This is a genomic window from Stenotrophomonas sp. YJH_SMC_6 (genome assembly GCF_059371335.1).
The window spans coordinates 1-25702 of sequence record NZ_JCAFUM010000018.1; the positions used below are offsets into that span (position 1 = coordinate 1).

Here is a 25702-nt window from a genome sequence, read left to right on the forward strand (position 1 = left end):
GCTGGTGGAATACATCCAGTACTACAACCAGGAGCGCATCAAACTGAAACTGAAAGGTCTGAGCCCGGTAGAGTACCGGGAGCGGGCCCAATCGGCCGCCTGACCCCGTCCAAGTCTCGGGGGTCACTTCATGGACGGGTTCACGGCGTCCCCGCACTCCGACATCGCCCTGCCAACCCACGGAATGCCAGCTTTTGCTGTTGCTGTTGCCTTGGCTTGAAGGCTTCGGCGGGTGCAGGGCGCAGCCCTGCCGAACAACCTTTACCTCAGCTGGCTGTCCTTGCTGCCACGCCGGTTGTACCCGGCATGCGCCTGCTCTTCGTCGTCATGCGCCTGCTGGCACGCCACGCACAGCCGTACCCCAGGCACGGCCCGGCGCCGCGCCAACGGAATCGGTGCGTCGCATTCCTCACAGTGTTCCAGACCAGGGCCCTGCCGCAGCTGGCGCCGCGCGCGGGCAATCGCATCGTCGACGGTGGCGTCGATCTGGTCCTGGACCGCGCCGTCTCCCGCCCAACCGGTGGCCATGGCCATCCTCCGCAGGTGTGTCGCCTGATATGGGGACGATACACCCGCGCACAAAGGAGCAGACCTGTGTTGAGCCGAGCCATGCCCGGCTGATCTTCAGCAATCTGAGCAGAGCGTGGAGGGCTTCAATCAGGTCGATCGCGACTTAATCCCCTCCGTCCCCTTTTCGCTTACCAGACCAGGTCGTCGGGCACCTGGAACTGGGCGTAGTAGGCGTCGTCCTCGGCATTGCCGGTGGATATCTCAGCGGTCGAGCCCGGCTGGCCGTGGTCGACGATGATCGCTTCCGGGGCGCGTTCGCGCACCTTTTCCGCCGCAGCACGCGGCAACACGGCGTAACCGTCGCCGTGGGCAACGATGACCAGCACACCCACCGACAGCGCCTTGCGCAGCTTGGGGTCGATCAGCAGGGTGCGGATCGCCGTGCCATCGCTGAAGCGGTACTCGTCATCGCCCTTGTGGGGCACGGCATGGGCCGCGATGATCTGCTTCGCCTGCGCCTTCTGTTCAGCCTGCCTGGCCTGCGCATTGCGCTCGGCGGCCAGCGCGCGGTCGCGCTCGACCTTCTCGGCACGGGCCCGTTCAGCCTCGCGCTGGACGTCGGCCGAGGTCGATTCGGCCTTGCCCTGCCGGGCCTTGGCCTGCTCGCGCGCGGCGGCGCTGGCCTGCGACTTCTTGGCCAGGCCGGCCTTGAGCAATTGTTCCTGCAGCGCGTTGGGCTTTGCCATGGTCGGTGCGTACCGCGTGTAATCTTGGATGCCCCATTCTACCGACGCCCCGCCGCCCCTGCATGGCAGTCCTGAAGTACCTCACCGGCTATCCCGAACCCCTGGTCGCCCAGGTCAGCGAACTGCTGGCGCAGGGCAAGCTCGGCCCCTGGCTGCAGCAGCGCTACCCCGACCCGCATGAAGTGCGCAGCGACCGCCAGCTGTACGACTACACCCAGGAGCTGAAGGACCGCTACCTGCGCAAGTCGGTGCCGCTCAACAAGGTCTGCTACGACAACACGCTGGAAGTGATCAAGCACGCGCTGGGCACTCATACCGCCATTTCCCGCGTGCACGGCGGCCGCCTCAAGGCCAGCCGCGAGATCCGCATCGCCACCGTGTTCCGCCAGGCACCAGCAGCGTTCCTGCGCATGATCGTGGTACATGAGCTGGCCCACCTGAAGGAAGCCGACCACAACAAGGCCTTCTACCAGCTGTGCCAGCACATGGAGCCGGAGTACCTGCAGCTGGAGTTCGATACCCGCCTGTACCTGACCGAGCTGGCCAACCGCGGCCAGCGCTGACCGGCCGCAGCAGCTACACTGCGCGCCCCCTGCCCGACCTTGCCGCCATGGAACCGATCCGTCTCGACAAACGCCTGTCCGCCCTGCTCGGCATCCCGCGCGGCGAAGCGCGACGCTACATCGAAGGCGGCTGGGTCACGGTCAACGGCGACGTGGTGGAGCAGCCGCAGCGCCCGGTCGATGACAGAGCGGTGATCGTTGTGGCCGAGCAGGCCAGCGATGAAAAGGCCGAGCGGGTCAGCATGCTGTTGAACAAGCCGGCCGGCGTTGCCGCTGAGACCCTGTGTGCGCTGGTCAGCAGTGACAGCCGCAGCGAACTCGATGCCAGCGACATCCGTCCGCTGCAGCGTCACTTCCATGGCCTGCAGCTGGCCGCCTCGCTTCCGGCCAGCGACAGCGGCCTGGTGGTGGTCAGCCAGGATCCGGCCACGCTGGCCCATCTGCAGCGCAATCTTGGCCGCACCGAACAGGAATACCTGATCGAAGTGGCCGAGGGCGGCCCGGAGCGTGGGCCATGGCTGATGGCGCGTTTGCAGCAGGAGGCCGGCGGCGGCAAGGTCAGCTGGCAGAGCGAACAACGCCTGCGCTTTGCCGGCAAGGGGCTTACCGCCAAGGGCCTGCGTGCAGCGGTGACAGCCGCCGGGCTGCAGGTGACCGGGGTGCGCCGCCTGCGTATCGGACGCGTGGCGCTGGGGCCGCTGCCGCCGGGGCAGTGGCGCTACCTGGGCAGCGACGAGCGGTTCTGAGGTGTGCGGGTCAGAGCCCTTTCCTGTGGAATGGGATCCGACCCCATCGGTGACGCCCCCTCGGGGTGGGATCCCGTGCCGAAGGCAAGGGCTCTGACCCCCTGTCGATCCTGCAGGCATTCCTTCACGCATGGCGTGGCTCTACCATCGGGGCATGAGCCTGCCCAAGCCGCTGTGGCGACGCCTGCTGCGTGTTGCTGCGATCATCCTCGCCGTGCTGGTGCTGCTGGTGCTGTCCGGCCTGCTGCTGGCCGACCACCTCACGCCGCAGGCACGGGGCACGCCTTCGCATGTGCTGCCACTGCAGCCGGCGCAGACCCGCATCGACCAGCAGATCGTGCCATTGCAGGAGGCCCATCCCGGCCAGTCCGGCGTGGCCTTCCTCAGTGATGGCATGGATGCCTTCGCCGCACGCGCGATGATCACCACGCACGCAGGCCGCAGCCTGGACCTGCAGTACTACATCTGGCACGACGACCTGATCGGCCACCTGATGGCCAAGGCGCTGTATGACGCCGCCGAGCGCGGCGTGCGCGTGCGCATCCTGCTTGATGACATGAATGCCAAGGACAAGGACGCGCTGATGATGGCGCTCGATGCGCATCCGAACATCGAGATCCGCCTGTACAACCCGTTCCGCAACCGGACCGGCATCCTGCGCATGGTGGAGATGGTGCAGCGCTTCTTCAGCGTGAACCACCGCATGCACAACAAGAGCTGGATCGCCGATGGCCGCGTCGCGATCGTCGGTGGCCGCAACATCGGCGAGGAGTATTTCAGCGCGCGCACCGATGTGAACTTCCAGGATCTGGACCTGCTGGTCGCCGGCCCCGCCGTGGAGCAGGCCAACCGCATCTTCGACGACTACTGGAACAGCGAAACCGCCATTCCGGTATCCGCGCTTGCCTTCCATACCGACGCACAGCTGCGCCTGCTGGTGCGCGAATCGGACCATGAGGCGCAGCGGGACGTGGCCCGGCCGTACCTGGCGCGCGTGGCCGAATCACGCAAGCGGCAGCGCCCGAGCCCCGAGCCGCTGCGCTGGAGCGGTGCAGTGCGCATCGTGTCCGACCCGCCGATGAAGCACCGCAAGGACGATCGCGCTGCCTGGCTGGTGTCGACCCTGATCAGCGAGCTGCAGGCCGCCAGGCGCAAGGCCCTGTTGATCTCGCCCTACTTCGTTCCCGGCAACGAGGGCCTGGATGGCTTTTCGGCCATGTCCGGGCGGGGCGTGCAGGTCGGCGTGGTCACCAACTCACTGGCCGCCAATGACGTCGCCGCCGTACATGGTGGCTACATGGACTACCGCGTGCCGTTGCTCGAAGCCGGCGTCCACCTTTACGAACTGAAGGCACAAGGGCAGCCCGGCGATGCCGGCGTGTTCGGCAGCAGCGGCGCCAGCCTGCATACCAAGGCGTTCCTGGTCGATGACCGCCGCGGTTTTGTCGGTTCGTTCAACCTCGACCCGCGCTCGGCCTATCTGAACACCGAGATGGGCGTGCTGTTCGACGATCCGGTGCTGGGCGCACAGCTGCGGGACGAGTACCTGCGCCTGGCTGATCCCAGGCACAGCTGGTGGCTGGCGCTGGATGACCGTCGCCGGTTGCGCTGGCTGGAGCGCGAACCGCCACCGCACTGGGTGGAGGCGGAGCCGGGGGCAACGGCGCGCAAACGCTGGTTGTCGCGGGTGATCAGCTGGCTGCCGGTCGAATCGCAGCTGTAGCGCTCAGGGTGTTGGACCCGCCTCTTCCTGTCCGGCCTCATCACGTGTTTCCACGCTGCGTCCATGCAGGCGCCGCCAGATCCAACGCAGGGCATGCGGCGGCGCTGAAGGCAACTGTTCGAGCAGGGCCAGCATGCGGCTCTGGCTGGCATGTCCATGCCGGCACAGCAGGCTGGCTGCCGCCGCAGCGCTGGCCAGACGCAGGCTGTCGGCGAGTGGGCCATCGGCCTCCGGCGCCAGTGCCTGGTGCACGGGCTCGGGCAGCTCCCAGGCTGCAGCCACGCGTTGTGCCAGCGGCAACGACCATTGCTGGAGCAGTTGCAGGGCCAGCGCCGGCTCCACGGTTTCGTCGCGTGCCTGCGCTTCCTGCAGCAACTGGCGCATCACCAGCGCTGACCCCAGCCCCTGCACCAGGCCCAGCCACTGCGCAGCGAAGGCATCACCGAAGGTGACCGTGCGCGCATGATCGGCGGCCGCACGCGAAGCCAGCAGTGCGTGCTCCCAGATGACCGTGCTGAACTGCGGAAACATGCCGCACTGCACCTGCATCACCGGCTGCACCAGCACCGCGCTGATGATCTGGCGCACGCCCTCGGTACCGACCAGGGTCACCGCACGCTGCAGGCTTTCCACCGGCCGCTCATGCACCTTGTAGGCCGGGCTGTTGGCGATGCGCAGCAGATTTCCGGTCAGCACCGGGTCCTGGCCGATGATCGCCGCCATCACCCGTGCCGAGGCGGCATCGTCGTTGACGGTCTGGATCAGCTGCGGCAGCAGTTGCGGGCGCCGCGGCAGGTGCCGGGCGGCCCAGTCACGGTCCTGCAGCGCGCGCGCCACCGCTTCGCCCAGTGCCGGATCCTGCACGGGGGCAGGCTCGCCGGCCAGCCGTGGGTACAGGGCAAGTGCATGCAGGCCGCGCTGCAGGTGGGCGGCGATCTCACCGGCCTGCAGCGCCTCGCCCTGAAGGCTGGCTGCGGCAGCAGCGACCGCCTGTCGCGATACGGCCGCCAGGCGCAACGGAGCCGCCCCGGTCGAGCGCGCCAGCCAGCCGCGCAGCGATCGCCACCAGGCCGGCGTCATCGCCGCCTGCCCTGTCGTTGTGGTGCCCTTGCCGTCACTGACCGCCCTGCCTCTTCACGCGAATCCGGCCACCCGCCGTCGTCGCAGCATCGGCCGCACTTTCATCTTCTTTAACCGGAAGGGCGCCGATGTCGACGGCAGCGACCGGGGGAATGGACTAGAATGGCGCCGCGCGACCCGTCCCCCTGCACTGACGACGTCGCTTTTTTTGTTTTTGGGACCCTACCGTTCACTGGCCGTTCGCTGCAGTTCGCCGCTGTTCGCGCCATCGGAGACGCCATGCTATTCGAAACCCTCGCCACCACCGGCCACGAACAAGTGGTGTTCTGCCACAACCACGATGCCGGCCTGAAGGCGATCATCGCCATCCACAACACCACCCTGGGCCCCGCCCTGGGCGGCGTGCGCATGCGCCCTTACGCCAGCACCGACGAGGCGCTGGCCGATGTGCTGCGGCTGAGCCGGACGATGACCTACAAGAATGCGCTGGCCGGGCTCAACGTGGGCGGCGGCAAGGCGGTGATCATCGGCGATCCGAAGACGGACAAGACCGAGGTACTGTTCCGCGCCTTCGGCCGCTACGTCGATTCGCTGGGCGGCCGCTACATCACCGCCGAGGACGTTGGCACCGACGTCAACGACATGGAGAACATCTACCTGGAGAGCCAGTTCGTGACCGGCGTGCACCAGGTCCATGGTGGCTCCGGCGATCCGGCGCCTTTCACGGCCTACGGCGCACTGCAGGCACTGATGGCGTCGATGCGCTTCAAGTTCGGCCATGAGGAAGTAGGCAAGACCAGCATCGCGGTGCAGGGCCTGGGCCACATCGGCATGGAACTGGTGAAACTGCTGCGTGACCGCGGCGCCAAGCTGTATGTCACCGACCTGGACAGTGCGCTGGTTGATCGTGCAGTCAGCGATTTCGGCGCCGAGGCGGTCAAGCCGGACGAGATCCACGAAGTGAACGCCGATGTGTTCGCACCGTGTGCGCTGGAAGGCGCGATCAACGCCGACACGCTGCCGCGGATCAAGGCCAAGATCATCTGCGGCACTGCCAACAACCAGCTGTCGAGCCTGGAGATCGGCGACGAACTGCATGCGCGCGGCATCCTCTACGCCCCGGACTACGCCGTCAACGCCGGCGGTGTGATGAACGTGTCGCTGGAGATCGACGGCTACAACCGCGAACGCGCGATGCGCCTGATCCGCAGCATCTACCACAACCTCACCCGCATCTTCGAACTGTCGCAGCGCGAGAACATCGCGCCGCAGCGGGCGGCCGATCGTATTGCGGAAAGCCGCATCCTGTCGATCGGCAAGCTGAAGATGCCGCTGGGCCGCAGCACTCCTCGCCTGGGCAACCTGCGCGGCGGCTGAGGCTGCAGACGTCGCGCCGGGAGCCTTCCCGGCGCGACCGATTGCTCAGAACCCGGTGCTGTAGCGCAACGCAGCCTGCCGCGCGCCCTCGCCACCGATACGCTGGTCGAAGCCCAGGCTCAAGCGGCCATTGCGGCCCCACCACGATTCCAGCGCGACGCCGATCAGCGCGCTGCCGCGCGGCGCATTCCAGCCTGCCAGCGGCGCCCAGGCATCCACGCCGACAAAACTGGCCTGCCAATCGGCGTCACCGCCGTCCAGCCGCTGCTGCCACTCGGCGTGTCCGCGCAGGTTCCAACGCCCCCAGCCCCGCTCGCCGCGGACGCCGGCCAGCATCTGGCTGCGCTGCGCGCGGGTGGCATCACCCCGCAGGCCGAAGCCGAAACCGCCCAGCTCATTGAACGCATCGGTATCGACACGCGTGGTGCTGGCACCGAGGTAGGGCGTCAACGAAGCGCCTGCGCGGCCCAGGCGATATCCGCCTTCCACGCTGGCGCTGCTGAAACGCCCGCCGTAACGCGCCGAGACACCGTAGGCGCCCGCACCCAGCAGCAGCTGGCGATCCAGCGCGCGGGTGAACTGGCCACTGCCGAACTGGGCCAGCGCATAGCCACGCCCCAGGCTCCAGCCAGCGTACAACTGCGCCTGCGCCTGGCGGTCACGGCCGCGATCACCGCCGAAACTGCTGCCACCATTGCTGCGGGTCTCGCCGAAGGCGACGCCCATCAGGCCGTTGCCGCCCAGCGGCAGATCCTGGCCGGCCATCCAGCCCCGGCTGTCGGCGGCGTTGCCGGCGAAGCTGCCCTGCCCCGCCTCACCCAGCGCGCTCTGCCAGCTCCCGCGCAGGCGCGGGGTGGCCTGTACACGATCGAAGCGCTCGGCAATCGCACGCCGCGACATGTCGATGCTGTCGAAGGTGGCAGCCTCGGCGCGGGCATGCGCCTGGCCGGACAGGCTCTGCAGGCTGTCGGCCAGGCCCTGCTGGCCGCCTCCGGCCCACTGCAGCGCACCGGCTGCCGTACCGAAGGGCGATCCCTGCAGGCCGGTGTTGCCGTCGAGCACTGCGAATGCGCCTTCCAGGCGCTGCGCTGCGGCCTGTGCGGAGGCGCTCAGGCCACTGGCTGCGGCGGTGACGCTGACCTGGTTCACGTTCAACCAGGCGTTGTTGCTGTCGTAGCCATACGTGGGTGCCACCAGGGTCAGCCCCTGCAGGCCGGTGGAAGTGGCTTGGGTACTGAAGGTACCGTTCAGGCCACCCGCGGCGTGGATGAGGTCCTGGCGCGTTCCGTTCTGCGGCACATAGCCGGAGACAAAGCCGTGCACACGCACACCGCCATTGATCGTTGCGTTGCCGGTGACCTGAAGTGCGTTGGCACCGAGCGCGATCATCAGCTGCGCGCCGGGCTGCTGGGTGTAGTTGCCCTCGATGGTGCCGGTGGTGTTGCCGGTGGTGAGGAACACGCTGCCGCCGTTGACCACATTGCCGATCACCCGCGGCGTGCCACCGTTGAACTGCAGACCGGTGGAGTCCGGGTCGGGCTGGGCGAGGATCGTCACATTTGAACGGATCACGCCACCGTTCTGCAGCGTCAGGATGCCGCGCTCGATGCGGGTGGCGCCGGAATAGCTGTTGTTGCCGGCCAGTACCAGCTTGCCTCCGCCCTGCTTGACCAGGCCACCGCTGCCGGTGATGTCGTTGCTCCACATCGAGTTGGTCGAGCCGGCATCAACGTTGGCAACCACATCGCCCCAGTCGAAGCGGCCGGGACCGTTGATCGCGCGACCGATGTCGAGCAGGCCATAGCCGAACACCGGATCCACGCCAGGCGCACCGATGTCCTTGGCAGTGCCCAGCAGGGTCTGCCTCACCAGATCGTTGTTGAAGTAGGGGAAGCGCTGCCAGACCAGCGCCGCCGCACCGGAGACCAGCGGCGCGGCGAACGAGGTGCCGTAGTTCCAGTAGTAGCTGCCACCGTTGGCATCCGGGTAGACCGCGCTGCCCGGCGCTGCCAGGCAGTAGCGGGCCGCCTGGCCGCAGGCATTCGAATAGCTGGCCAGCGCGCCCGGCGTAAACGGGTCCACCGCCGTGGCCACCAGCCAGCCGCGCTCCAGATCGGCCGCCGGAAGCGTGCCTGCCACGCCCTTCTGGCTGGGCAGCGCGGCCAGGCTGCTCGGCTCGCTGCGGCCGTCATTGCCGGCGGCGAACACCACCAGGCCACCGTGGTTGATCACGAACGGCCGGTATTCGGCGGCTACCTGCGCGGTGGTCGGCAGATCGGTCCAGTACAGGCCGCCCCACGAGTTGTTCATCACCTTCACGTTGTAGCTGATCAGGTCCTGGTGGACCTGGGCCACGCCCAGCGGCCCACTGAAGGCATTGCCCTGGCCACTGCCGTCGTCGGTCGGCGGCTTGTCGGAAATGATTCTTGCCGAGACGATCTGGGCGCCTGGCGCGATACCGCCCGGCCAGGTCCCCACTGCTGCGCCGGCGGCGAGGCTGGCCACGGCGGTGCCATGCCCGACCACGTCATCAACCGCCAGGTTGTTCCTGGCGGGATCGATGTAATTGAAGTTGGCCAGCACGCGACCATTCAAGGCCACCGCGTTGCGCTGCACGCCCGAATCGACGATGCCGATGCGCACGCCCTGCCCGGTCAGGCCGGCGGCCTGTGCGGCACGCGCGTTGGTGACTGAAAGATGCGCGTCAAAGGCCGGCTCCTGCGGCTTGGCCGGCGGTGGTGTCGTCGGCGGAGGCGTGGTTGGAGGTGTCGGCGTGGTCGGGGGCGGGTCGACGCGCACGTTGCTGCCGCCTCCGCCGCCTCCACCACAGGCCGTCAGCGCCATCGCCAGCGCGGTTGCCAGCACAGACCTCACCATCATCGTTCGCTCCATCGATTCCTTCCCGTGAACGTTGGCCTGCCTTCATCCCGGCAGGCGTTCGGCGCCGCACAGCGGCAGCCCTCCCCGACCCTCTATACTTGGGCCGACCCCCACGCAGTCTGCCGGGAAACCGGGGCGCATCCAACGGCCTCCGGTCTCCTTTCCGAACATTGCTTACGCATCAACGAGATTGCCATGTCCAACATCGTCATCGCCGCCGCCAAGCGCACCGCCATCGGCTCCTTCCTCGGCCAGTTCAACGGCGTGCCGACCCCGACCCTCGGCGCCGCAGCCATCGCCGCCGCGCTGGAACAATCGGGTGTCCCGGCCAGCGACGTTTCCGAAGTCCTGATGGGCTGCGTGCTGCCGGCCAACCTCGGCCAGGCGCCCGCCCGCCAGGCGGCGATCGCCGCCGGCATCCCGCTGTCGGCCGGTGCCACCACGCTGAACAAGGTGTGCGGCTCGGGCATGAAGACCATCATGCTCGGCCATGACCTGATCAAGGCCGGCTCGGCCAGCATCGTGGTCGCCGGCGGCATGGAATCGATGTCCAACGCCCCGCACATGCTGCCGAACTCCCGTACCGGCAACCGTTTCGGCAACTTCCAGGCGGTCGACCACATGGCCCACGATGGCCTGGTCAACGCCTATGACGGCAAGGCCATGGGCGAATTCGCCGAGTGCGCGGTGGACAAGTACCAGTTCAGCCGCGAAGAGCAGGACGCCTATGCGATCGAGTCGGTCAAGCGCGCGCAGGCTGCCCAGGCCAATGGTGCGTTCGCCGACGAGATCGTCGCGGTGAAGGTAGCCACCCGCAAGGGTGAGGTCGAGGTCGCCATCGACGAGCAGCCGGGGCGCTCGGACATCGCCAAGATCCCGACCCTGCGCCCGGCCTTCAAGAAGGACGGCAGCGTCACCGCCGCCAGTTCCTCCAGCATCTCCGACGGCGCCGCCGCGGTGGTGCTGCTGACCGAAGAGGACGCCGCCGCGCGAGGCATCACGCCGCTGGCCCGTATCGTCGGCCACGCCACCCACTCGCAGGAGCCGGAGTGGTTCACCACCGCGCCGATCGGTGCGCTGCACAAGCTGCTGGGCAAGACCGGCTGGTCGCTGGACCAGGTCGATCTGTTCGAAATCAACGAAGCCTTTGCCGTGGTGGCGATGGCCCCGATGCGCGAACTGGGCATCCCTCACGACAAGCTCAACGTGAATGGCGGCGCCTGCGCACTGGGTCACCCCATCGGTGCTTCCGGCGCACGTCTTGTGGTGACCCTGGTCAACGCTCTGCGCACGCGTGGTGGCAAGCGCGGCATTGCCACCCTCTGCATCGGCGGCGGCGAAGCAACGGCAATCGCCATCGAATTGATTTAAAAAGATTTAACGATGATTTCGCAAAAATGAATGCGGGATCGCTTGACACCCAATCTTGGCTTGTCATCATGTTGTCGGCGCGCAGCATGCGCGTTGCCTAATTCTAACGACGAGGATTTACACAATGAGCATCAACAAGCTGCTGGTCGCGATGTCCCTGGCTCTGGCCCTGGCCGCCTGCTCGAAGCAGGAAGCTGCCCAGGACGCCGCTGCTTCGGCCAACGAAGCCGCCACCGAAGCCCAGGCTGCTGCCGACCAGGCCGCCGCTGCTGGCGCCCAGACCGCCGACGCTGCCCAGCAGGCCGCTGACACCGCCGCCACCGCTGCTGACGCCGCCACCGACGCCGCTGCCCAGACCGCCGGTGCTGCCACCGACGCTGCTGCCGGCGCTGCTGCTGACGCTGCCAAGGCTGCTGAAGGCACCGCTGAGAAGGCCAAGGACGCTGCTGAAGAAGCCAAGAAGTAATAACTTCTTTCTTCACGCTGTTCTGGAAAAGCCGCTGGTTCGCCAGCGGCTTTTTCTTTGCGTGGATGCCGGCGATCAAGCCCCTGCATCGCGACCCGGTCTTCACAACGGCATGAATAGGCTGGCGTCCCCATCCATTGCAGTGCCGGAGACCGCCATGAAGATTCGTCCGATCACCACCACCCTGCTGGCCGCCTCCCTGCTGCTGGCCCTGGCCGCCTGCAAGGGCCCGGAAGCCGAACAGGCCAAGCAGGACGCGCAGCAGGCGGCCGACAGCGCCGGCGCTGCCGCCCGCGACGCCGTCGACAAGGCTGCTGCCGCCACCCGCGAAGCCGCCGACAAGACCGCCGCCGCTTCCGAGCAGGCCGCCGCCGATACCCAGCAGGCGCTGGACAAGGCCGCAGACGCCACTGCCAACGCCGCCGACAAGGCCAAGGACGCCGCAACCGACGCCGCCGCGCACGCCAGCGACGCCACCGCCGACGCCGCGCAGAAGGTCGCCGACAAGGCCCGCGATGTCGCCAATGACGCCAAGGCCAACGCCGCCAAGGAAGAAGCCAAGCACTAAGCCTTACCGGCAGCCGAGCACCGGCTCGGCTCCACAGGAAAAGCCGCGGCACTGCCGCGGCTTTTCTGCTTTTCGCTCCCTGCTTCTTCTGTTGATTCCGTGGTGTGCGCCCACGGAAAGTGTCCAAGGACGCGCGGGCAGGTTGCGCAGGGGCGTAAGCGCCATGGATGGCGCGCCCGAGCCTTATCTGATGAAAATCTGTCAGCGTAGGTGTCGAGAGCCGGCGTGGGCCGCCGCTACGGCAGCGCGCGCGCCAGCATCGCCGTCAGCTCCGGCCCCGCCGGCAGCGTCCCGAACGCCAGCCCATGCTCCCCTTCCAGCCGGCTACGCACGAACGCCTCCGCCATCGGACTGCGCGCACGCAGCAGCAGCGCCGCCTGCAGCAGCAGCGCAGTGCGCTCGCAGAACAGCCGCGCCTGCGCTTCCTCCGGTGGCGGCGCCGCTGCCCAACGCTGCAATGCTGCTGCATAGCGCGCATCACGGTCAGCCACCGACGCCAGCTCACCGCGCAACGCCGCCATCGCCTCCGGTTCACGCGCCAGCGCACGCAGCACATCCAGGCACTGGATGTTGCCGCTGCCCTCCCAGATCGAATTCAACGGTGCCTGCCGGTACAGGCGGGGCAGCATCGACTCCTCCACGTAGCCGGCACCGCCCAGGCATTCCTGCGCTTCATTGACGAAGGCCGGCGCACGCTTGCACAGCCAGTACTTGCCCAGCGCCGTCCCCAACCGCGCCATCGCCGCTTCATTGGCATCCACACCGGCACGATCCACCGCGCGTGCGATGCGCATCGCCAACACCGTGGCCGCTTCCGACTCCAGCGCCAGATCAGCCAGCACGTTGGTCATCAGCGAGTGCTCCACCAGCAGCTTGCCGAAGGTGCGCCGATGGCGTGCATGATGCAGCGCCTGCGCCAGCGCCATGCGCATCTCCGCGGCCGCACCCAGCATGCAGTCCAGGCGGGTCATCATCACCATCCCGATGATGGTCGCCACGCCACGCCCTTCTTCGCCCACGCGCCATGCCTGCGCGCCACAGAACTCGACCTCGCTGGACGCATTGGACCAGTCACCCAGCTTGTCCTTCAGCCGCATCAGCCTGAATGCATTGCGGTCGCCATCGGCCAGCCGGCGCGGCATCAGCAGGCAGGTCAGCCCGCCCGGCGCCTGCGCCAGCACCAGGAAGCCATCGCACATCGGCGCGGAAAAGAACCACTTGTGGCCGACCAGGCGGTAACGTTCGCCATCGATCGGCTCGGCGCGCGTGCTGTTCGCACGTACATCCGAGCCGCCCTGCTTCTCGGTCATGCCCATGCCCAGCGTGATGCCGTTTTTGTCCGCCACCGGCACGTCGCGCGGGTCATAGACCGGCGCGGCGGCCTTGCGCGCCCATTCGGCCAGGTGCGGCTGCGACTGCAACACTGCCACCGCCGCATGGGTCATGGTCAAGGGGCAACTGGTGCCGGCTTCGGCCTGGTGGTGCAGGTAGCTCAGCGCCGCACGCGCGACGTGTGCGCCGGGCTGCGGCTCGTGCCAGGACAAACCCGCCACGCCATGCTGCTTCGCTGCGGACATCAGCTGGTGGTACGCAGGGTGGAACTCGACCGTATCAATGCGGTGGCCCTGCGCATCGTGCGTACGCAGCCGCGGGCGATCACGGTTGGCATCGAAGCCAAGCCGGTACAACTCGTCGCCGGCCAGGGCCCCGTACACGGCCAGGCGTGGCGCTAAGGCACCGGCACCCTCGCGATGCACCGCCTCCGCCAACGCCACATCGTCGGTCCACAGCTGGCGGCCCGCGAACGGTGGCGGCTGGTTCAGCACCACATGGGTTTCAAACGGCGCGTTGCTGCTGAAGCTGGGTCCACTCATCCGGTCCATCCTGGCGGCAAGAGGTATGCGGTCCGATTGTGCCGCATGCCCCGCCAAGCCCGTGTTCAGGCCGGTTCTCACCGCCTGCACGAAGCGCAGGCCACAGTGGCCGCATGGAAGGCAATGACGATCTGGTGGTGCTGCGTCCGGAGGGGCTGTACTGCGCCGCGGGAGATTTCCACATCGATCCCTGGCGCCCGGTGCCGCGCGCGGTCATCACCCATGGCCACGGCGACCACGCGCGCCCGGGCATGGGCGAATACCACTGCAGCGAAGGAAGCCTGCCGATCCTGCGCTGGCGGCTGGGCGATGTTGGCGTGCAGGCGCACGCCGAGGGGGTGCCGTTCCGCTTGGGCCGGGTGCAGGTATCGCTGCATCCGGCCGGTCATGTGCTCGGTTCGTCGCAGGTGCGCATCGACGATGGTGAACGGGTGTGGGTGGCGTCCGGCGACTACAAGCGCCAACCCGACCCGACCTGCACGCCCTTCGAAGTGGTGCCCTGCGATACGTTCATCACCGAAGCGACGTTCGCGCTGCCGATCTATCGCTGGCCGGACACCCCGGCGGTCGCCGCAGAGATCGTGGCGTGGCGCCGCGAATGCGAACAACGTGGCGAAGCGGCGATCCTGCTGTGCTATGCACTCGGCAAGGCGCAGCGGGTGCTGGCCGAGTTGTTGCCACTGGACGACCGCCCCGCGTGGCTGCACGGCGCCATCGCCAATGGCGTGTCGGTCTACCGGCAGGCCAACATCCCGATGCTGGAGACGCTCACCGTCGCCGAACAGGGGCGTCAACCCGATGCCGCCGGCCAGTTGATCCTGGCCCCACCCTCGGCCGCAGGCACGCCGTGGATGCGCCGCTTCGGGCCGCATCAACTGGGGTTCGCCTCGGGGTGGATGCAGCTGCGCGGCAACCGGCGGCGCCGCAACGTCGACCGGGGCTTCGTCATTTCCGATCACGCTGATTGGCCCGCGCTGCTGCAGACCATCGAACAGACCGGCGCGCAGCGGGTCATCGCCACCCATGGCAATACCGATGCATTGATTCCGTTCCTGCGCGAGCGCGGCGTGGCGGCTGAAGCCTTTCGCACCGACTTCGGGAGCGAGGAATGAAGGCGTTCGCCGCGCTCTACCAGCGCCTGGACCGCAGTACTGCGACGCTGGACAAGCGCGCCGCACTGGTCGACTACTTCCGCCACGCAGCGGCGCACGATGCGGCGTGGGCGCTGTACCTGCTCAGCGGCGGCAAGGTCGGCGGCGCACGCCGCAGGATCGCCGCCAGTGGTGAGCTGCGCAGCTGGATTGCCGAGGAATCCGGACTGCCCGCCTGGCTGGTGGAAGACAGCTACGCTCAGGTCGGCGATCTGGCCGAAACACTGACACTGCTGCTGGATGACCCCTTGCATCCCGCCGCCGACCGGCCGTTGTCGGACTGGATCGAACAGCATCTGCTGGCGGTGGCCAACCAGCCCGAAGTGGTGCGCCGTGCGGCGGTCGTCGCCGGCTGGCGGCAGCTGCGGAGCGGCGAGCGCCTGGTGTTCAACAAGCTGCTCACCGGCGCGCTGCGCGTGGGTGTCTCGCAACGGCTGGTGCAGCAGGCGCTGGCAGAATGGTCCGGCCTGGACATCGCGCGCATCGCCCAGCGCATGCTCGGCGAGTGGGTGCCCTCTCCCGGGTTGCTGGGGCAGCTGCTGTCGCCGGATGAACTGCCACTGGACCGGCAGCAGCCGTACCCGTTCTTCCTGGCCTCACCGCTGGAGGGCGAACCGGGCGAACGGCTGGGTCCGGTCGAAGACTGGCTGCTGGAGTGGAAATGGGATGGAATCCGTCTGCAGCTGCTGCGCCGACGCGGTGAAGTGGCGCTGTGGTCACGTGGCGAGGAACGGCTGGATGGCCGCTTCCCGGAAATTGAACAGGCCGCGATGGCGCTGCCCGACGGCTGCGTGCTGGACGGAGAACTGCTGGCCTGGGACGAGAGCGACGACCTGCCGCGCGCCTTCACCGCGCTGCAGACCCGCATCCAGCGTCGCAAGCCCGGTGCAGCGACCTTGCGCAACACCCCGGTACGCGTGCTTGCCTACGACCTGCTTGAACGCGATGGCGAGGATCTGCGCGGGCTGCCACTGCAGCAACGGCGTGCACAGTTGGCCGAGGTCATCGGTGCCCTGGGCGACACACGCATCCAGCTGTCGCCCGACGTACCCGCTGGAGACTGGCTGCAGGCGGCCACGTTGCGGGAGGCCGCCCGTGAGCGGGGCGTCGAAGGGTTGATGCTGAAACGCCGGACGTCCGCCTACCAGTCAGGGCGACGGCGCGGCGACTGGTGGAAATGGAAGGTCGACCCCCTGACCATTGATGCCGTGCTGCTGTACGCGCAGGCCGGCCATGGACGGCGCAGCACGCTGTACACCGATTACACCTTCGGCGTCTGGGACGGCGATACGCTGGTGCCGGTGGCCAAGGCCTATTCGGGCCTGGATGACAAGGAAATCCTGGCCCTCGATCGCTGGATCCGCGCCAACACCCGTGAACGGTTTGGCCCGGTGCGCAGCGTGCGTGCCGAACAGGTGTTTGAACTGGGCTTCGAGGCAGTCAACCGCAGCAGCCGGCACAAATCCGGCATCGCCGTGCGCTTTCCCCGCATCCTGCGCTGGCGCCACGACAAGCCCGCCGCCGAAGCCGATCAGCTGGCCACGCTGCAGGCGCTGGCGCGATGAACCGCCGCCAGGCGTTGCGCCGGCTGGAAGACTGGTTCGCTGCGCGCGGCTGGCGCTCACTGCCGTTCCAGCGCGCGATGTGGCGGCACTATCTGGCAGGCGACTCCGGGCTGCTGCACACCCCCACCGGCAGCGGCAAGACGCTGGCCATGTTCGGCGGCCCGCTGCTGCAGGCGATGCTCGATCCACCGTCGGCACCGCGCCGGGCCAGCGCGGTGCGGCCGCTGCAGGTGCTGTGGGTGACGCCGCTGCGGGCATTGGCCAGTGATACCGCACGTGCACTGCAGGCAGTGGTCGACGGGCTGGGCTTGGGCTGGCGGGTCGGCCTTCGCAGCGGCGATGCCAGCAACCGCGAGCGCCGGCAGGCCCGCGAAGGCCGCGTCGACGTACTGGTGACCACGCCGGAATCGCTGGCACTGCTGCTGAGCTATCCCGACACACTGCCACGCATGCGCCAGCTGCGCTGCGTGGTGGTGGACGAATGGCATGAACTGCTGGGCAACAAGCGCGGCGTCCTGCTGCAGCTGAACCTGGCGGTGCTGCGAGACGCCGCTCCTTCCCTGCAGCTTTGGGGACTGTCGGCCACGCTGGGCAACCTGCCGCAGGCCCGCGACGTGCTGCTGCCTGGCCAACAGGATGCACCGATCGTACAGGGCGTTCGTCCGCGCGCGATCAGCGTGCGCAGCCTGCTGCCGGAGCCCGGTGAACGTTTCCCTTGGGCGGGGCATCTCGGCCTGGCGCAGCTGCCGCGCGTGCTGGACGCACTGATGGCCGTACGCAGCAGCCTGCTGTTCACCAACACCCGCGCGCAGGCCGAGCTGTGGCACCAGGCGCTGGCGGCGGTATGGCCGGAAGACGCGGACACGCTGGCACTGCATCATGGCTCGCTGGATCCAGCACTGCGGCAGCAGGTGGAAGACGGCCTGCGCGCAGGCGCGTTGCGCTGCGTGGTGGCGACCTCCAGCCTCGACCTCGGCGTGGATTTCCCGGAGGTTGAACAGGTACTGCAGCTGGGCAGCCCCAAGGGCGTGGCGCGGCTGCGCCAGCGCGCCGGGCGCGCACGCCATCGTCCCGGCGCCAAGGGGGCCATCGTCTGCATACCCAGCCACGCACTGGAACTGGCCGAATATGCAGCGGTGCGCCGCGCACTGCACGAAGGCGTGGTCGAAGCGCGTCGACCGCCGACGTTGTCACTGGACGTGCTGGCACAGCATGCGGTCAGCCGCGCCCTCGCTGGCGGCTTTGACAGTGATGCGCTGCTGGCGCAGGTGCGTCGCACCCATGCCTTCGCCACGCTGGGCGATGAACAATGGCGGGCCGTGCTGGACTTCATCGTGCAGGGTGGGCAGGCGCTGGCGCAGTACCCCGATTTCCACAAGGTCGTGCGCGATGCCGATGGCAGCTACCGCATGCACGATCGCCGCCAGGCGCTGCGGCACCGCCTGTCGATCGGCACCATCAGCAGCGATGGCAGCGTGCGCGTGCAGTTCCTGCGCGGTGGCGGGCTTGGTGCAGTGGAGGAGCAGTTCGCCAGCCGCCTGCGTCGCGGCGACCGTTTCCAGTTCGCCGGGCGCCTGCTGGAACTGGTGCAGCTGCGCGACATGACCGCTTTCGTGCGGCTGGCACGAGGGCGCGGTGATGGTGTGGTGCCGCGCTGGCAGGGAGGCCAGTTGCCGCTGTCGATGCCACTCGGCCGTGAGCTGGAGTGGGTGCTGTCCGGCGCCGACGACAGTGCCGAATCCCGCTGGTTGTCACCGTTGCTGGCACTGCAGCAACAGCTGTCGGCGCTTCCCGGCCCAGAGCACCTGCTGGTGGAAGAGGTGCGGCGCCGCGAAGGCCAGTTCATGTTCGTCTACCCCTTTGCCGGCCGCCACGTACACGAGGCACTGGCCGCGCTGTTGGCGCTGCGCTGCACCCGCCAGCAACGCAACAGCATTGGCTATGCGGTGAACGATCATGGCCTGGTGCTGGCGCCGGCGCGGCCGATCGATCTGGATGAGGCGCAATGGCGTGCGTTGTTCGGCAATGACCGGTTGCTGGCCGATCTGCGCGAGGCAGTGAACTTGGGCGAGCTGGCGCGACGTCAGTTCCGGGGCATCGCACGCGTAGCAGGCCTGCTGGTGCCCAGCCTGCCCGGTGGCATGCCACGGTCGCTGCGCCAGCTGCAGGCGTCCGCGGGCCTGCTGTACGACGTGCTGCGCGAGCACGATCCGGAACACCTGCTGCTGGCGCTGGCGGAACATGAAGTGCTGTATGACAGCCTCGACCTGCCGGGGGTGCAGCAGGTACTGGAGCGGATCGGCACGCAGCAGCTGTCGCTGCAGCGACCGTCATCACTCACGCCGCTGGGCTTTCCATTGTGGGCCGAACGCCTGCGCGGTCAGTTCAGCAATGAAGACTGGCGTATGCGCGTGCAGCGCGCGGCCCAGCAACTGGAGCGCCGCCATGACCGATGAATTGCCGCTGCTGCTTGCTGGTGAGTCCGTGGTCCTGGTGGGCGCGCGTGCGCTGTACTGGCCCGCGCGGCAGGCACTGCTGATCGCAGACCTCCACCTGGGCAAGGCCGATGTGTTCCGTCGCGCCGGCATCGCGTTGCCCAGCGGCGGCACCGGCGAAGACCTGCAACGCTTGCAGCGGCTTCTGGACCTGCATGCCTGCCGCGAGCTGTGGATCCTGGGCGACATCCTGCATGGGCCGGCGCATCGCGCTGCGTGGTACCAGCAATGGCTGGGATGGCGTGAACGCAATGCTTCGCTGGACGTGCATGTCCTGCGCGGTAATCACGACCGCCAGCTGCCGCATGCGCAGTTGCAGGTCCAGATCCACGATGAAGTACGACTGCGGCCGTTCCTGCTTCGGCATGAGCCGATGCCCGATGCGGCGCTGCATGTGATCGCCGGGCATCTGCACCCGCAGGTTGCCTTGAGGCCACTGCGACGGCGCTTCCCCGCGTTCTGGCTGCGTGACCGGATGACGGTCCTGCCGGCCTTCTCCGCATTCACTGCAGGCATCGTGCCTGCCCCCGCCCGCGGCGAACAGATGATCGCCTGCGTGGAAAGCGGACTGGTGGAACTGCCCGTCGCCTGACTCAGGCCGGGCCAATGCCCAGCTGCGGCATCAACTGGAAATCAGGGGTGTCATTCTCACGCCGCCGCGGCAAGGCCTGGATTGCCGCCAGCATCTCCTGCGCGCAGGTCCGGATGCGTGCGTGGTGTTCCGGCGACGCATGGCTGACCAGGCTGCCGACATGGAACTCGAATACATCCTCCAGTACGTCGGGCTGGTCCTCGTGCAGCATCTGCAGCAGTCCACGCAGCTTGCAGATTTCCGATTCCAGCTCTTCGACCGCGAACAACATGGCGTCCTCCTCTTCATCAAGCGGCACGTCTGGGCCGCAACAGGCCGCAACAGCAGCGCTGCCCGGGCCACGCGCGATGTTGATCACGGAAAGGAAAACGGGCGACGCGCAGTCGCGTGCAAGCTACTTCTCGCACATCCGCGGTGAGGCAACCGTTAATTCACGTGACGGCACGCTTCACGCGGTGGCCGTGATCGCGTTGCTGCGAGGTATTTCCATCGTCGTCGCCAATGCGTCGATGAAGGCCGGATCCAGCGTAAGCGAACCGAACCACCCCTGCTGCGTGCCGCTGAGCACGCGCAGCATGTGGCCACGGCCTCCGGGCAGGCGCCCCATCGGGCCCAGCAGCACGTCGCGCGTCTTCGCCCAGGCATCGCGATCGGACTGGAACAGCGGCGTCAGCCAGCGACTCCAGCGCTGGTAGACCGCCACGTGCGCCCTGCGTTGCGCCTGGTAGGCCTGCAATGCAGCGGCACCACCGCCATGCGTGCGCACCGCATCGCGCAGCGCCAGAGCATCGAGCAGCGCCATGTTCACCCCCTGCCCCAGCTGCGGGCTCATCGCGTGCGCCGCATCACCTGCCAGCACCATGCGGCCCTGGTGCCAGCGCGTCATCACTGCATCGCGATAGACCGCGCGCGCCAGCTGGCCGGCATCGCGCAGGTGGGCGAAGCGCGCACTGGCCTGCGGCCACAGCGCATGCAGCTCGTCCAGCCAGGGCGTCATGCCATCGGCCTGCCAGCGCTCGAAGTCGGTGCGTGGCAGGCTCCAGAAGAAACTCAGGCGCGGCGTGTCATCGCCGGGGCGCGTGCCGACCGGCAACAGGCCGATCATCTTGCGCGCGGCCACGTAGCGCTGCCGCAGCTCCTGCACATGCGGCCAGTCTTCAGCCGGCAACAGGCACCACAGCGCTCCCCACGGATACACGCGGTCCAGCCCGGCACCGCCGGCAATGGTGCTGCGCAGCGTAGAGGCCGCGCCATCGGCGGCCACCACCAGGTCGAACGGGCCATGCAGGCGCCCTTCGCTGTCGCGCAGGCGGCCCTGCTCGGCATCCACGGCAGCGATGGTGACGCCCGCATGCAGATTGCCTGCCCCTGCGCGCGCCTGGTCCAACAGCGAGAACAACGCCCCACGCTGCATGCCCAGGCCATGCAGGCGCGCATCCAGACCGTCGTAGCGCATGTCCATCACCGCGCGCTCGCATGGCGTGTCGCCATACAGGCGGTGCACCGGCGCGGCATGCGCGCGCACCGCATCCAGCAGGCCCATCTGCCACAGCACCTGCAGGCCGCTGGGCTGCAGCAGGAAACCGGCACCCACCGGTCCCGGCGTCGGCACGCGTTCGAATATCTCCACTTCGTGGCCGTCACGGGTGAGGAGGATGGACACCGCCTGTCCAGCGGTGCCGTAGCCGATCACGGCGATACGCAGTCGTTCCGTCATGGCCACATTGTGCCCGAGGCGGGTGGATCGCGAACCGGCCGCGGGCACGCCGCGCAAAAAAAAACCCCGCCGAAGCGGGGTTTTCAACGCACTGTCGAGTGGATCACTCGGCCGGCGTGATGTTCGAAGCCTGGGCACCCTTCGGGCCCTGGGTCACGTCATAGGTGACACGCTGGCCTTCCTGCAGGCTGCGGAAGCCCTTGGAGTTGATGGCGGAGAAGTGCGCGAACACGTCGGCGCTGCCATCCTCCGGCGAGATGAAGCCAAATCCCTTGGCGTCGTTGAACCACTTGACGGTACCGTTCGGCATGGTGATGCGAGACCTTATGCAATGAATGGGTGGTGTACGCTGAACCCGCGCACAAGCTGAGTATGCAAAGCTTGCTCGGGGAAGACAATCACCCCCGCGCCAATTCGCCCACCAGTTCCGGAAGTCCGTTGCTGGCCGCCTGTACGTTGGCCAGCACTTCGGCCATCGTAATCTCCTCGCCATCACCACAGCCGGCAGCCCAGTTGGCGATGATCGCCAGGCAGGCGTAATCCAGCCCCAGTTCGCGTGCCAGCGCGGCTTCCGGCATGCCGGTCATGCCCACCAGGTCGCAGCCGTCGCGGCGCATGCGGGCGATTTCAGCGATGGTCTCCAGGCGCGGGCCCTGCGTTGCGCCGTAGCAGCCACCGTCATGGACCGTGACGCCGGTCACTTTGGCCGCCGCCAGGATCTTGCTGCGCAGCATCGGCGTGTACGGGTGGCCGAAATCGACGTGGACCACATCGGTGCCCTCTTCTTCACAGATGGTGCTGATGCGGCCCCAGGTGTAGTCGATGATCTGGTCCGGGCAGGCCAGCACGCGCGGGCCGAAGTTCTCGGTGATGCCACCGACCGTGTTCAACGCCAACACGCGCTGCGCGCCCAGCTGCTGCAGCGCGGCCAGGTTGGCGCGGTAGTTGATCTTGTGCGGCGGCAGCGAGTGGCCTTCACCATGGCGCGCCAGGAACGCCACGCGATGGCCGAGCAGCGTGCCCACGCGCACCGGGCCCGACGGACGGCCGAAGCGGGTGTCGACCTCGTGGGTCTGCACGTCGTCAAGCTTGGCCAGGTTGTAGACACCGGTACCGCCGATCACGGCCAGGGCGATCTGTTGCATTCGAAGCACTCCATGAAAAGACGAACGCCGGCACCCGAGGATGCCGGCGGCAGAAGAAGACGCGCCGCGGGCGGCTGCGCCGTTATTCCTTCATCGCGTAGATGGCCGGCACGCAGCGCAGGGTTTCGTTGACGTCCATGCCGAAGCCGAACACGTAGCGGTCCGGCAGTTCGATGCCGGCGTAGTCGGCGGTCACGTCCGGCAGCGCGCGGTCGTGCTTCTTCACCGTCATCGCGGCGATGCGCACGTCGGTTGCGCCCTGTTCCAGGCACCAGGTGCGCACGCCCTGCAGGGTGTAGCCTTCGTCAAGGATGTCGTCGACCAGCAGCACGCGGCGGCCGAACAGCGAGGTGGCCGGCTTGTGCTTCCAGACCAGGTCGCCGCCGGTGGTTTCACCGCGGTAACGGGTGGCGTGCAGGTAATCAAACTGCACGTCCTGGCCGCGCGCGCCCAGTTCCAGCGCCAGCTGGCCGGCGAACGGCAGCGCACCGTGCATGATGGACAGGAACAGCGGCACCTCGCCCTTGTAATCGCGCGCGATGGCGTCGGCGATACCAGCGATGGCCTTGTCGATGGTGGGGCGGTCGACCAGCAGGTCAGCCTGGGCCAGGGCCTGGGAAATGGTGAGGTTGGGCATCAGACGGTTCTTCCAAGGGTTTCAAGCAGACGGGATTGGGTGTCGCCATGGCGGGCATCGGCCAGCAGGCCGTCCCAGCCGAGCGCGCCGCGGCCGATCAGGCCCAGCAGCGCAGCGGTATTGAGGGAGCGCCCCTGCACCGCGTGCAGGGCTTCATCGACCAGCTCCGGGTGGCAGACCAGCACCACGTCGCAGCCGGCGTCCAGATGGGCGTGCACGCGCGCCGGCACGCCGCCGGCGCTGTGCGAGGCGGCCATGCCGATGTCGTCGGAGAACACCACGCCACGGAAGCCGAGCTCGCCGCGCAGGATGTCCTGGATCCAGCGCGGCGAGTAACCTGCCGGTTCAGGCGCAATCTGCGGGTAGATCACGTGCGCCATCATCACCGCATCGGCACCGGCGGCGATGCCGGCCTGGAACGGCACCAGGTCCTGCGCGCGCAGCTCGTCCAGCGCGCGCGGATCGATCGCGGTATCGACGTGGGTGTCTTCCAGCACGGTGCCGTGGCCGGGGAAATGCTTGAGCGTGGCGGCCATGCCGACCGAGTGCATGCCACGCACGTAGGCGGCGGTGAACGCGGCCACCACCTGCGGGTCTTCACTGAAGGCGCGGTTGCCGATGGCACGGTTGCCACGGCCAAGGTCGACCACCGGCGCGAAGCTCAGGTCCAGGCCGCTGGCGCGTACTTCGCTGGCCATCAGCCAGGCGTGCCGTTCGGCCAATGCCAAGGCCTGCTGCGGGTCGGTGGCATACAGGGCACCAATGTCCTGCAGTGGCGGCAGATCGCTGTAACCCTCGCGGAAACGCTGTACACGACCGCCTTCCTGGTCCACGCAGATCAGCTGCGGGCGCGGCGCGGCGGCGCGGATCGCCGCGCTAAGATCGGTCACCTGCTGGCGGGAGGCGAAGTTGCGCTTGAACAGCACCACCCCGGCCACGGCATCGTGCTGCAGCCAGTCACGTTCCTGGGCGGTCAGTTCGGTGCCGGCAACGCCGATCAGCAGCATGGTCGATCTCCACAACGCGCGCCCGCATGGCGCAGTGCCGCATTGTCGCAGAACTGGCCGACAGGCGCAGTGGTCAGAAAAAGGGGAGTGTGCGGTCAGAGCCCCTGCGGGGATCTGACCCCGGGGCCGGATCCCCGCAGGGGCTCTGACCCCGATCTGCTCAGACCTTGCAGCCGTCCGGGCCGCAGGCCTCGTCGTCGCCAGCCGGGGTGGCCGGGGCGCCCTGTTCGGCGGCAATCTGGCGCAGGGCGTTGGCGAAGGCCTCGGGGGGCTGCGCCCCGGAAATGGCCCACTTTCCATCGATGACGAAGGTCGGCACCGAGGAGATGCCCAGCGCATGCGCCTCCGCCAGCTTGGCTTCGACCTCGGCCAGGCCGCGGTCGGAGGCCAGCATCTGCGCGATTTCGCCGCCGTCCAGGCCGCCCGCCACACCGGCCTTGATCAGCACCGCGCTGTCCGCCAGGTTCTGGCCAAGCTCGAAGTGGGCGCGGAACAGCGCCTCCCCGACCGCGTCCTGCACGCCGTGCTGGCCGGCCAGCCACAGCACCCGATGTGCCGGCAGCGTGGTCACCCGCACCTGGCCCCGGCTGAAGTCCATCGGCAGGCCTTCCGCACGCGCCGTGGTCTGGGTCTGGCCGAGGATCTGCTCGGTGCGCTCGACGCCACCGAACTTGCGCACATAGGCCTCGCGCAGCGGCACCGGGGTGTCGTCCGCGTCCGGGTCCAGCTGGAACGGCTGCCAGTGGATATCGAGTTCAGGCGCATCGGCGCCCAGCAACTGCACGCCCTGCTGGAAACGATGCTTGCCGATCCAGCACCAGGGACAGACCACGTCGGAGTAGATGTCGATTCTCATCCCACCGACGTGGGGCCCGCCCCCGCCGAAAAAAGGGGACGGAGGGGATTAAGTCGCTTTCCGCACAGGCGGGGTAAAGACGACTTAATCCCCTCCGTCCCCTTTTCAGGGTTTCACCACTGTGAATAGGGATGACTGGCGAGCGCGACGTTGTAGTAGCGGGCGTCGTCGGTGACTTCCGCGCCGGCCCAGTCCGGCAGCTGGATGGCCTGGTCGGCGCTGTCCAGTTCCACCTCGGCCACCACCAGGCCGGCGTTGTCGCCGAGGAACTCGTCCACTTCCCAGGTCAGGCCGGCGTGCTCGACCAGATGGCGGCGCTTGTCGATCAGGCCACCCACGCACAGCGCCAGCAGCGCGCGCGCGTCCTCCACCGGAATCGGGTAATCGAATTCCTGCCGGGTGTGGCCGATGGTGCGCGACTTCAGGTTCAGCGCAGCATGGTCGCCCTCGATACGCACGCGCACCGAGGCGTTCTGGGTACCGCGATCCAGCGCGCCCATGTCGTTGATGTAGCCCTGCGCCATCGGGATCACCCGGTGCGCAGCGGATCGCCAGCCATCGTTGATGACCAGGAATTTGCGTTCGATTTCAATGCCCATGGCGCGATTATGCGCCATGGGTGATGACAGCCGC

25 protein-coding genes are annotated in these 25702 nt (G+C 67.9%); 12 read left to right on the forward strand and 13 right to left on the reverse strand.

Features of this window, described 5'->3' with window-relative positions; translation table 11 throughout:
* The coding region (locus AC5P9N_RS19270) for an IS3 family transposase (protein WP_495223871.1) at window positions 1-103 on the forward strand (103 nt) is incomplete at its 5' end.
* Window positions 104-261: 158 nt separating this feature from the next.
* Here AC5P9N_RS19270 and AC5P9N_RS19275 read toward each other — a convergent pair.
* Window positions 262-528, reverse strand: coding sequence for a DksA/TraR family C4-type zinc finger protein (locus tag AC5P9N_RS19275; RefSeq protein ID WP_012480956.1), 267 nt, complete (start codon window positions 526-528; stop codon window positions 262-264).
* A gap of 170 nt (window positions 529-698) precedes the next feature.
* Window positions 699-1256: a DUF2058 domain-containing protein gene (locus AC5P9N_RS19280; RefSeq protein WP_012480957.1), complete on the reverse strand. Its 558-nt coding sequence runs from the start codon at window positions 1254-1256 to the stop codon at window positions 699-701.
* A gap of 62 nt (window positions 1257-1318) precedes the next feature.
* On the opposite strand from AC5P9N_RS19280, the gene AC5P9N_RS19285 reads away from it, so the two are divergent.
* The 3 genes from AC5P9N_RS19285 to AC5P9N_RS19295 all read left to right on the forward strand — a co-directional run bounded on the left by AC5P9N_RS19285 (window position 1319) and on the right by AC5P9N_RS19295 (window position 4288).
* Window positions 1319-1819 (forward strand): M48 metallopeptidase family protein, encoded by a 501-nt coding sequence (locus AC5P9N_RS19285; protein ID WP_005414217.1) that lies wholly within the window; start codon window positions 1319-1321, stop codon window positions 1817-1819.
* A 47-nt stretch (window positions 1820-1866) separates the two neighbouring features.
* Window positions 1867-2565: an RNA pseudouridine synthase gene (locus tag AC5P9N_RS19290; RefSeq protein ID WP_012480958.1), complete on the forward strand. Its 699-nt coding sequence runs from the start codon at window positions 1867-1869 to the stop codon at window positions 2563-2565.
* A 130-nt stretch (window positions 2566-2695) separates the two neighbouring features.
* The gene (locus tag AC5P9N_RS19295) at window positions 2696-4288 is read left to right on the forward strand and encodes a phospholipase D family protein (RefSeq protein WP_012480959.1); all 1593 of its coding nucleotides are present in this window, start codon (window positions 2696-2698) and stop codon (window positions 4286-4288) included.
* A 3-nt stretch (window positions 4289-4291) separates the two neighbouring features.
* On the opposite strand, the gene AC5P9N_RS19300 is transcribed toward AC5P9N_RS19295, so the two are convergent.
* The gene (locus tag AC5P9N_RS19300) at window positions 4292-5368 is read right to left on the reverse strand and encodes an HDOD domain-containing protein (RefSeq protein ID WP_049396637.1); all 1077 of its coding nucleotides are present in this window, start codon (window positions 5366-5368) and stop codon (window positions 4292-4294) included.
* Window positions 5369-5647: 279 nt separating this feature from the next.
* Here AC5P9N_RS19300 and AC5P9N_RS19305 point away from each other — a divergent pair, with 279 nt between their 5' ends.
* A complete protein-coding gene (locus AC5P9N_RS19305) occupies window positions 5648-6745 on the forward strand; it encodes a Glu/Leu/Phe/Val dehydrogenase dimerization domain-containing protein (protein ID WP_005410578.1) in 1098 nt (365 codons plus the stop codon).
* A gap of 45 nt (window positions 6746-6790) precedes the next feature.
* Here the strand turns inward: AC5P9N_RS19305 and AC5P9N_RS19310 are convergent, their stop codons facing one another.
* A complete protein-coding gene (locus AC5P9N_RS19310; RefSeq protein WP_012480961.1) occupies window positions 6791-9637 on the reverse strand; it encodes an autotransporter serine protease in 2847 nt (948 codons plus the stop codon).
* A gap of 183 nt (window positions 9638-9820) precedes the next feature.
* Between AC5P9N_RS19310 and AC5P9N_RS19315 the strand changes: the two genes are divergently transcribed.
* The 3 genes from AC5P9N_RS19315 to AC5P9N_RS19325 all read left to right on the forward strand — a co-directional run bounded on the left by AC5P9N_RS19315 (window position 9821) and on the right by AC5P9N_RS19325 (window position 12030).
* Window positions 9821-10996, forward strand: a complete 1176-nt coding sequence (locus AC5P9N_RS19315) for a thiolase family protein (protein WP_005410580.1) — start codon at window positions 9821-9823, stop codon at window positions 10994-10996.
* A gap of 124 nt (window positions 10997-11120) precedes the next feature.
* Complete coding sequence (locus tag AC5P9N_RS19320) at window positions 11121-11462, forward strand: hypothetical protein (protein WP_005410581.1); 342 nt, start codon at window positions 11121-11123, stop codon at window positions 11460-11462.
* Window positions 11463-11619: 157 nt separating this feature from the next.
* Window positions 11620-12030, forward strand: coding sequence for a hypothetical protein (locus tag AC5P9N_RS19325; protein WP_005410582.1), 411 nt, complete (start codon window positions 11620-11622; stop codon window positions 12028-12030).
* 236 nt (window positions 12031-12266) lie between these two features.
* Here the strand turns inward: AC5P9N_RS19325 and AC5P9N_RS19330 are convergent, their stop codons facing one another.
* The gene (locus AC5P9N_RS19330) at window positions 12267-13904 is read right to left on the reverse strand and encodes an acyl-CoA dehydrogenase family protein (RefSeq protein WP_099484529.1); all 1638 of its coding nucleotides are present in this window, start codon (window positions 13902-13904) and stop codon (window positions 12267-12269) included.
* 113 nt (window positions 13905-14017) lie between these two features.
* Here AC5P9N_RS19330 and AC5P9N_RS19335 point away from each other — a divergent pair, with 113 nt between their 5' ends.
* From AC5P9N_RS19335 to pdeM, 4 genes are read left to right on the forward strand one after another with little or no spacing between them, the layout of a single operon-like run.
* On the forward strand, window positions 14018-15016 hold the full coding sequence (locus AC5P9N_RS19335; protein WP_005414211.1) for a ligase-associated DNA damage response exonuclease: 999 nt from the start codon (window positions 14018-14020) through the stop codon (window positions 15014-15016).
* Complete coding sequence (locus AC5P9N_RS19340) at window positions 15013-16620, forward strand: ATP-dependent DNA ligase (protein WP_099484530.1); 1608 nt, start codon at window positions 15013-15015, stop codon at window positions 16618-16620. Before AC5P9N_RS19335 ends, AC5P9N_RS19340 begins: the two co-directional genes overlap by 4 nt.
* Entirely contained in the window at window positions 16617-19076 is a 2460-nt protein-coding gene (locus AC5P9N_RS19345) for a ligase-associated DNA damage response DEXH box helicase (protein ID WP_065183432.1), read from the forward strand. Before AC5P9N_RS19340 ends, AC5P9N_RS19345 begins: the two co-directional genes overlap by 4 nt.
* Complete coding sequence (gene pdeM / locus AC5P9N_RS19350; RefSeq protein WP_012480965.1) at window positions 19066-19707, forward strand: ligase-associated DNA damage response endonuclease PdeM; 642 nt, start codon at window positions 19066-19068, stop codon at window positions 19705-19707. The genes AC5P9N_RS19345 and pdeM overlap by 11 nt, the downstream gene beginning before the upstream one ends.
* A gap of 1 nt (window position 19708) precedes the next feature.
* Here pdeM and AC5P9N_RS19355 read toward each other — a convergent pair whose 3' ends face one another.
* The 8 genes from AC5P9N_RS19355 to AC5P9N_RS19390 form a co-directional block, all read right to left on the reverse strand.
* The gene (locus AC5P9N_RS19355) at window positions 19709-19978 is read right to left on the reverse strand and encodes a hypothetical protein (RefSeq protein WP_024958257.1); all 270 of its coding nucleotides are present in this window, start codon (window positions 19976-19978) and stop codon (window positions 19709-19711) included.
* Between the two features lie 177 nt (window positions 19979-20155).
* Entirely contained in the window at window positions 20156-21424 is a 1269-nt protein-coding gene (locus tag AC5P9N_RS19360; RefSeq protein WP_012480967.1) for an FAD-dependent oxidoreductase, read from the reverse strand.
* Window positions 21425-21527: 103 nt separating this feature from the next.
* Window positions 21528-21734 (reverse strand): cold-shock protein, encoded by a 207-nt coding sequence (locus AC5P9N_RS19365; protein ID WP_005410590.1) that lies wholly within the window; start codon window positions 21732-21734, stop codon window positions 21528-21530.
* Between the two features lie 88 nt (window positions 21735-21822).
* Entirely contained in the window at window positions 21823-22569 is a 747-nt protein-coding gene (locus AC5P9N_RS19370) for an S-methyl-5'-thioinosine phosphorylase (protein WP_005410591.1), read from the reverse strand.
* 82 nt (window positions 22570-22651) lie between these two features.
* Window positions 22652-23206 carry a hypoxanthine-guanine phosphoribosyltransferase gene (locus tag AC5P9N_RS19375; RefSeq protein WP_005410592.1) on the reverse strand — a complete coding sequence of 185 codons (555 nt, stop codon included), beginning with the start codon at window positions 23204-23206 and terminating at the stop codon, window positions 22652-22654.
* Window positions 23206-24213: a beta-N-acetylhexosaminidase gene (gene nagZ, locus AC5P9N_RS19380; protein ID WP_005410593.1), complete on the reverse strand. Its 1008-nt coding sequence runs from the start codon at window positions 24211-24213 to the stop codon at window positions 23206-23208. The genes AC5P9N_RS19375 and nagZ overlap by 1 nt, the downstream gene beginning before the upstream one ends.
* 160 nt (window positions 24214-24373) lie before the next feature.
* Window positions 24374-25069, reverse strand: coding sequence for a DsbA family oxidoreductase (locus AC5P9N_RS19385; protein ID WP_005414203.1), 696 nt, complete (start codon window positions 25067-25069; stop codon window positions 24374-24376).
* A 113-nt stretch (window positions 25070-25182) separates the two neighbouring features.
* Window positions 25183-25668 carry a CYTH domain-containing protein gene (locus AC5P9N_RS19390; protein ID WP_005414202.1) on the reverse strand — a complete coding sequence of 162 codons (486 nt, stop codon included), beginning with the start codon at window positions 25666-25668 and terminating at the stop codon, window positions 25183-25185.
* Window positions 25669-25702 lie beyond the last annotated feature (34 nt).

Coding starts and splice junctions, on each gene's coding strand:
- AC5P9N_RS19295 (WP_012480959.1), top strand. CDS start 2,696: ATGGCGTGGCTCTACCATCGGGGCATGAGCCTGCCCAAGCCGCTGTGG.
- AC5P9N_RS19280 (WP_012480957.1), bottom strand. CDS start 1,256: ATGGCAAAGCCCAACGCGCTGCAGGAACAATTGCTCAAGGCCGGCCTG.
- AC5P9N_RS19285 (WP_005414217.1), top strand. CDS start 1,319: ATGGCAGTCCTGAAGTACCTCACCGGCTATCCCGAACCCCTGGTCGCC.
- AC5P9N_RS19365 (WP_005410590.1), bottom strand. CDS start 21,734: ATGCCGAACGGTACCGTCAAGTGGTTCAACGACGCCAAGGGATTTGGC.
- AC5P9N_RS19320 (WP_005410581.1), top strand. CDS start 11,121: ATGAGCATCAACAAGCTGCTGGTCGCGATGTCCCTGGCTCTGGCCCTG.
- nagZ (WP_005410593.1), bottom strand. CDS start 24,213: ATGCTGCTGATCGGCGTTGCCGGCACCGAACTGACCGCCCAGGAACGT.
- AC5P9N_RS19290 (WP_012480958.1), top strand. CDS start 1,867: ATGGAACCGATCCGTCTCGACAAACGCCTGTCCGCCCTGCTCGGCATC.
- AC5P9N_RS19390 (WP_005414202.1), bottom strand. CDS start 25,668: ATGGGCATTGAAATCGAACGCAAATTCCTGGTCATCAACGATGGCTGG.
- AC5P9N_RS19305 (WP_005410578.1), top strand. CDS start 5,648: ATGCTATTCGAAACCCTCGCCACCACCGGCCACGAACAAGTGGTGTTC.
- AC5P9N_RS19385 (WP_005414203.1), bottom strand. CDS start 25,069: ATGAGAATCGACATCTACTCCGACGTGGTCTGTCCCTGGTGCTGGATC.
- AC5P9N_RS19360 (WP_012480967.1), bottom strand. CDS start 21,424: ATGACGGAACGACTGCGTATCGCCGTGATCGGCTACGGCACCGCTGGA.
- pdeM (WP_012480965.1), top strand. CDS start 19,066: ATGACCGATGAATTGCCGCTGCTGCTTGCTGGTGAGTCCGTGGTCCTG.
- AC5P9N_RS19325 (WP_005410582.1), top strand. CDS start 11,620: ATGAAGATTCGTCCGATCACCACCACCCTGCTGGCCGCCTCCCTGCTG.
- AC5P9N_RS19340 (WP_099484530.1), top strand. CDS start 15,013: ATGAAGGCGTTCGCCGCGCTCTACCAGCGCCTGGACCGCAGTACTGCG.
- AC5P9N_RS19335 (WP_005414211.1), top strand. CDS start 14,018: ATGGAAGGCAATGACGATCTGGTGGTGCTGCGTCCGGAGGGGCTGTAC.
- AC5P9N_RS19315 (WP_005410580.1), top strand. CDS start 9,821: ATGTCCAACATCGTCATCGCCGCCGCCAAGCGCACCGCCATCGGCTCC.
- AC5P9N_RS19355 (WP_024958257.1), bottom strand. CDS start 19,978: ATGTTGTTCGCGGTCGAAGAGCTGGAATCGGAAATCTGCAAGCTGCGT.
- AC5P9N_RS19310 (WP_012480961.1), bottom strand. CDS start 9,637: ATGGAGCGAACGATGATGGTGAGGTCTGTGCTGGCAACCGCGCTGGCG.
- AC5P9N_RS19330 (WP_099484529.1), bottom strand. CDS start 13,904: ATGAGTGGACCCAGCTTCAGCAGCAACGCGCCGTTTGAAACCCATGTG.
- AC5P9N_RS19370 (WP_005410591.1), bottom strand. CDS start 22,569: ATGCAACAGATCGCCCTGGCCGTGATCGGCGGTACCGGTGTCTACAAC.
- AC5P9N_RS19300 (WP_049396637.1), bottom strand. CDS start 5,368: ATGACGCCGGCCTGGTGGCGATCGCTGCGCGGCTGGCTGGCGCGCTCG.
- AC5P9N_RS19275 (WP_012480956.1), bottom strand. CDS start 528: ATGGCCACCGGTTGGGCGGGAGACGGCGCGGTCCAGGACCAGATCGAC.
- AC5P9N_RS19345 (WP_065183432.1), top strand. CDS start 16,617: ATGAACCGCCGCCAGGCGTTGCGCCGGCTGGAAGACTGGTTCGCTGCG.
- AC5P9N_RS19375 (WP_005410592.1), bottom strand. CDS start 23,206: ATGCCCAACCTCACCATTTCCCAGGCCCTGGCCCAGGCTGACCTGCTG.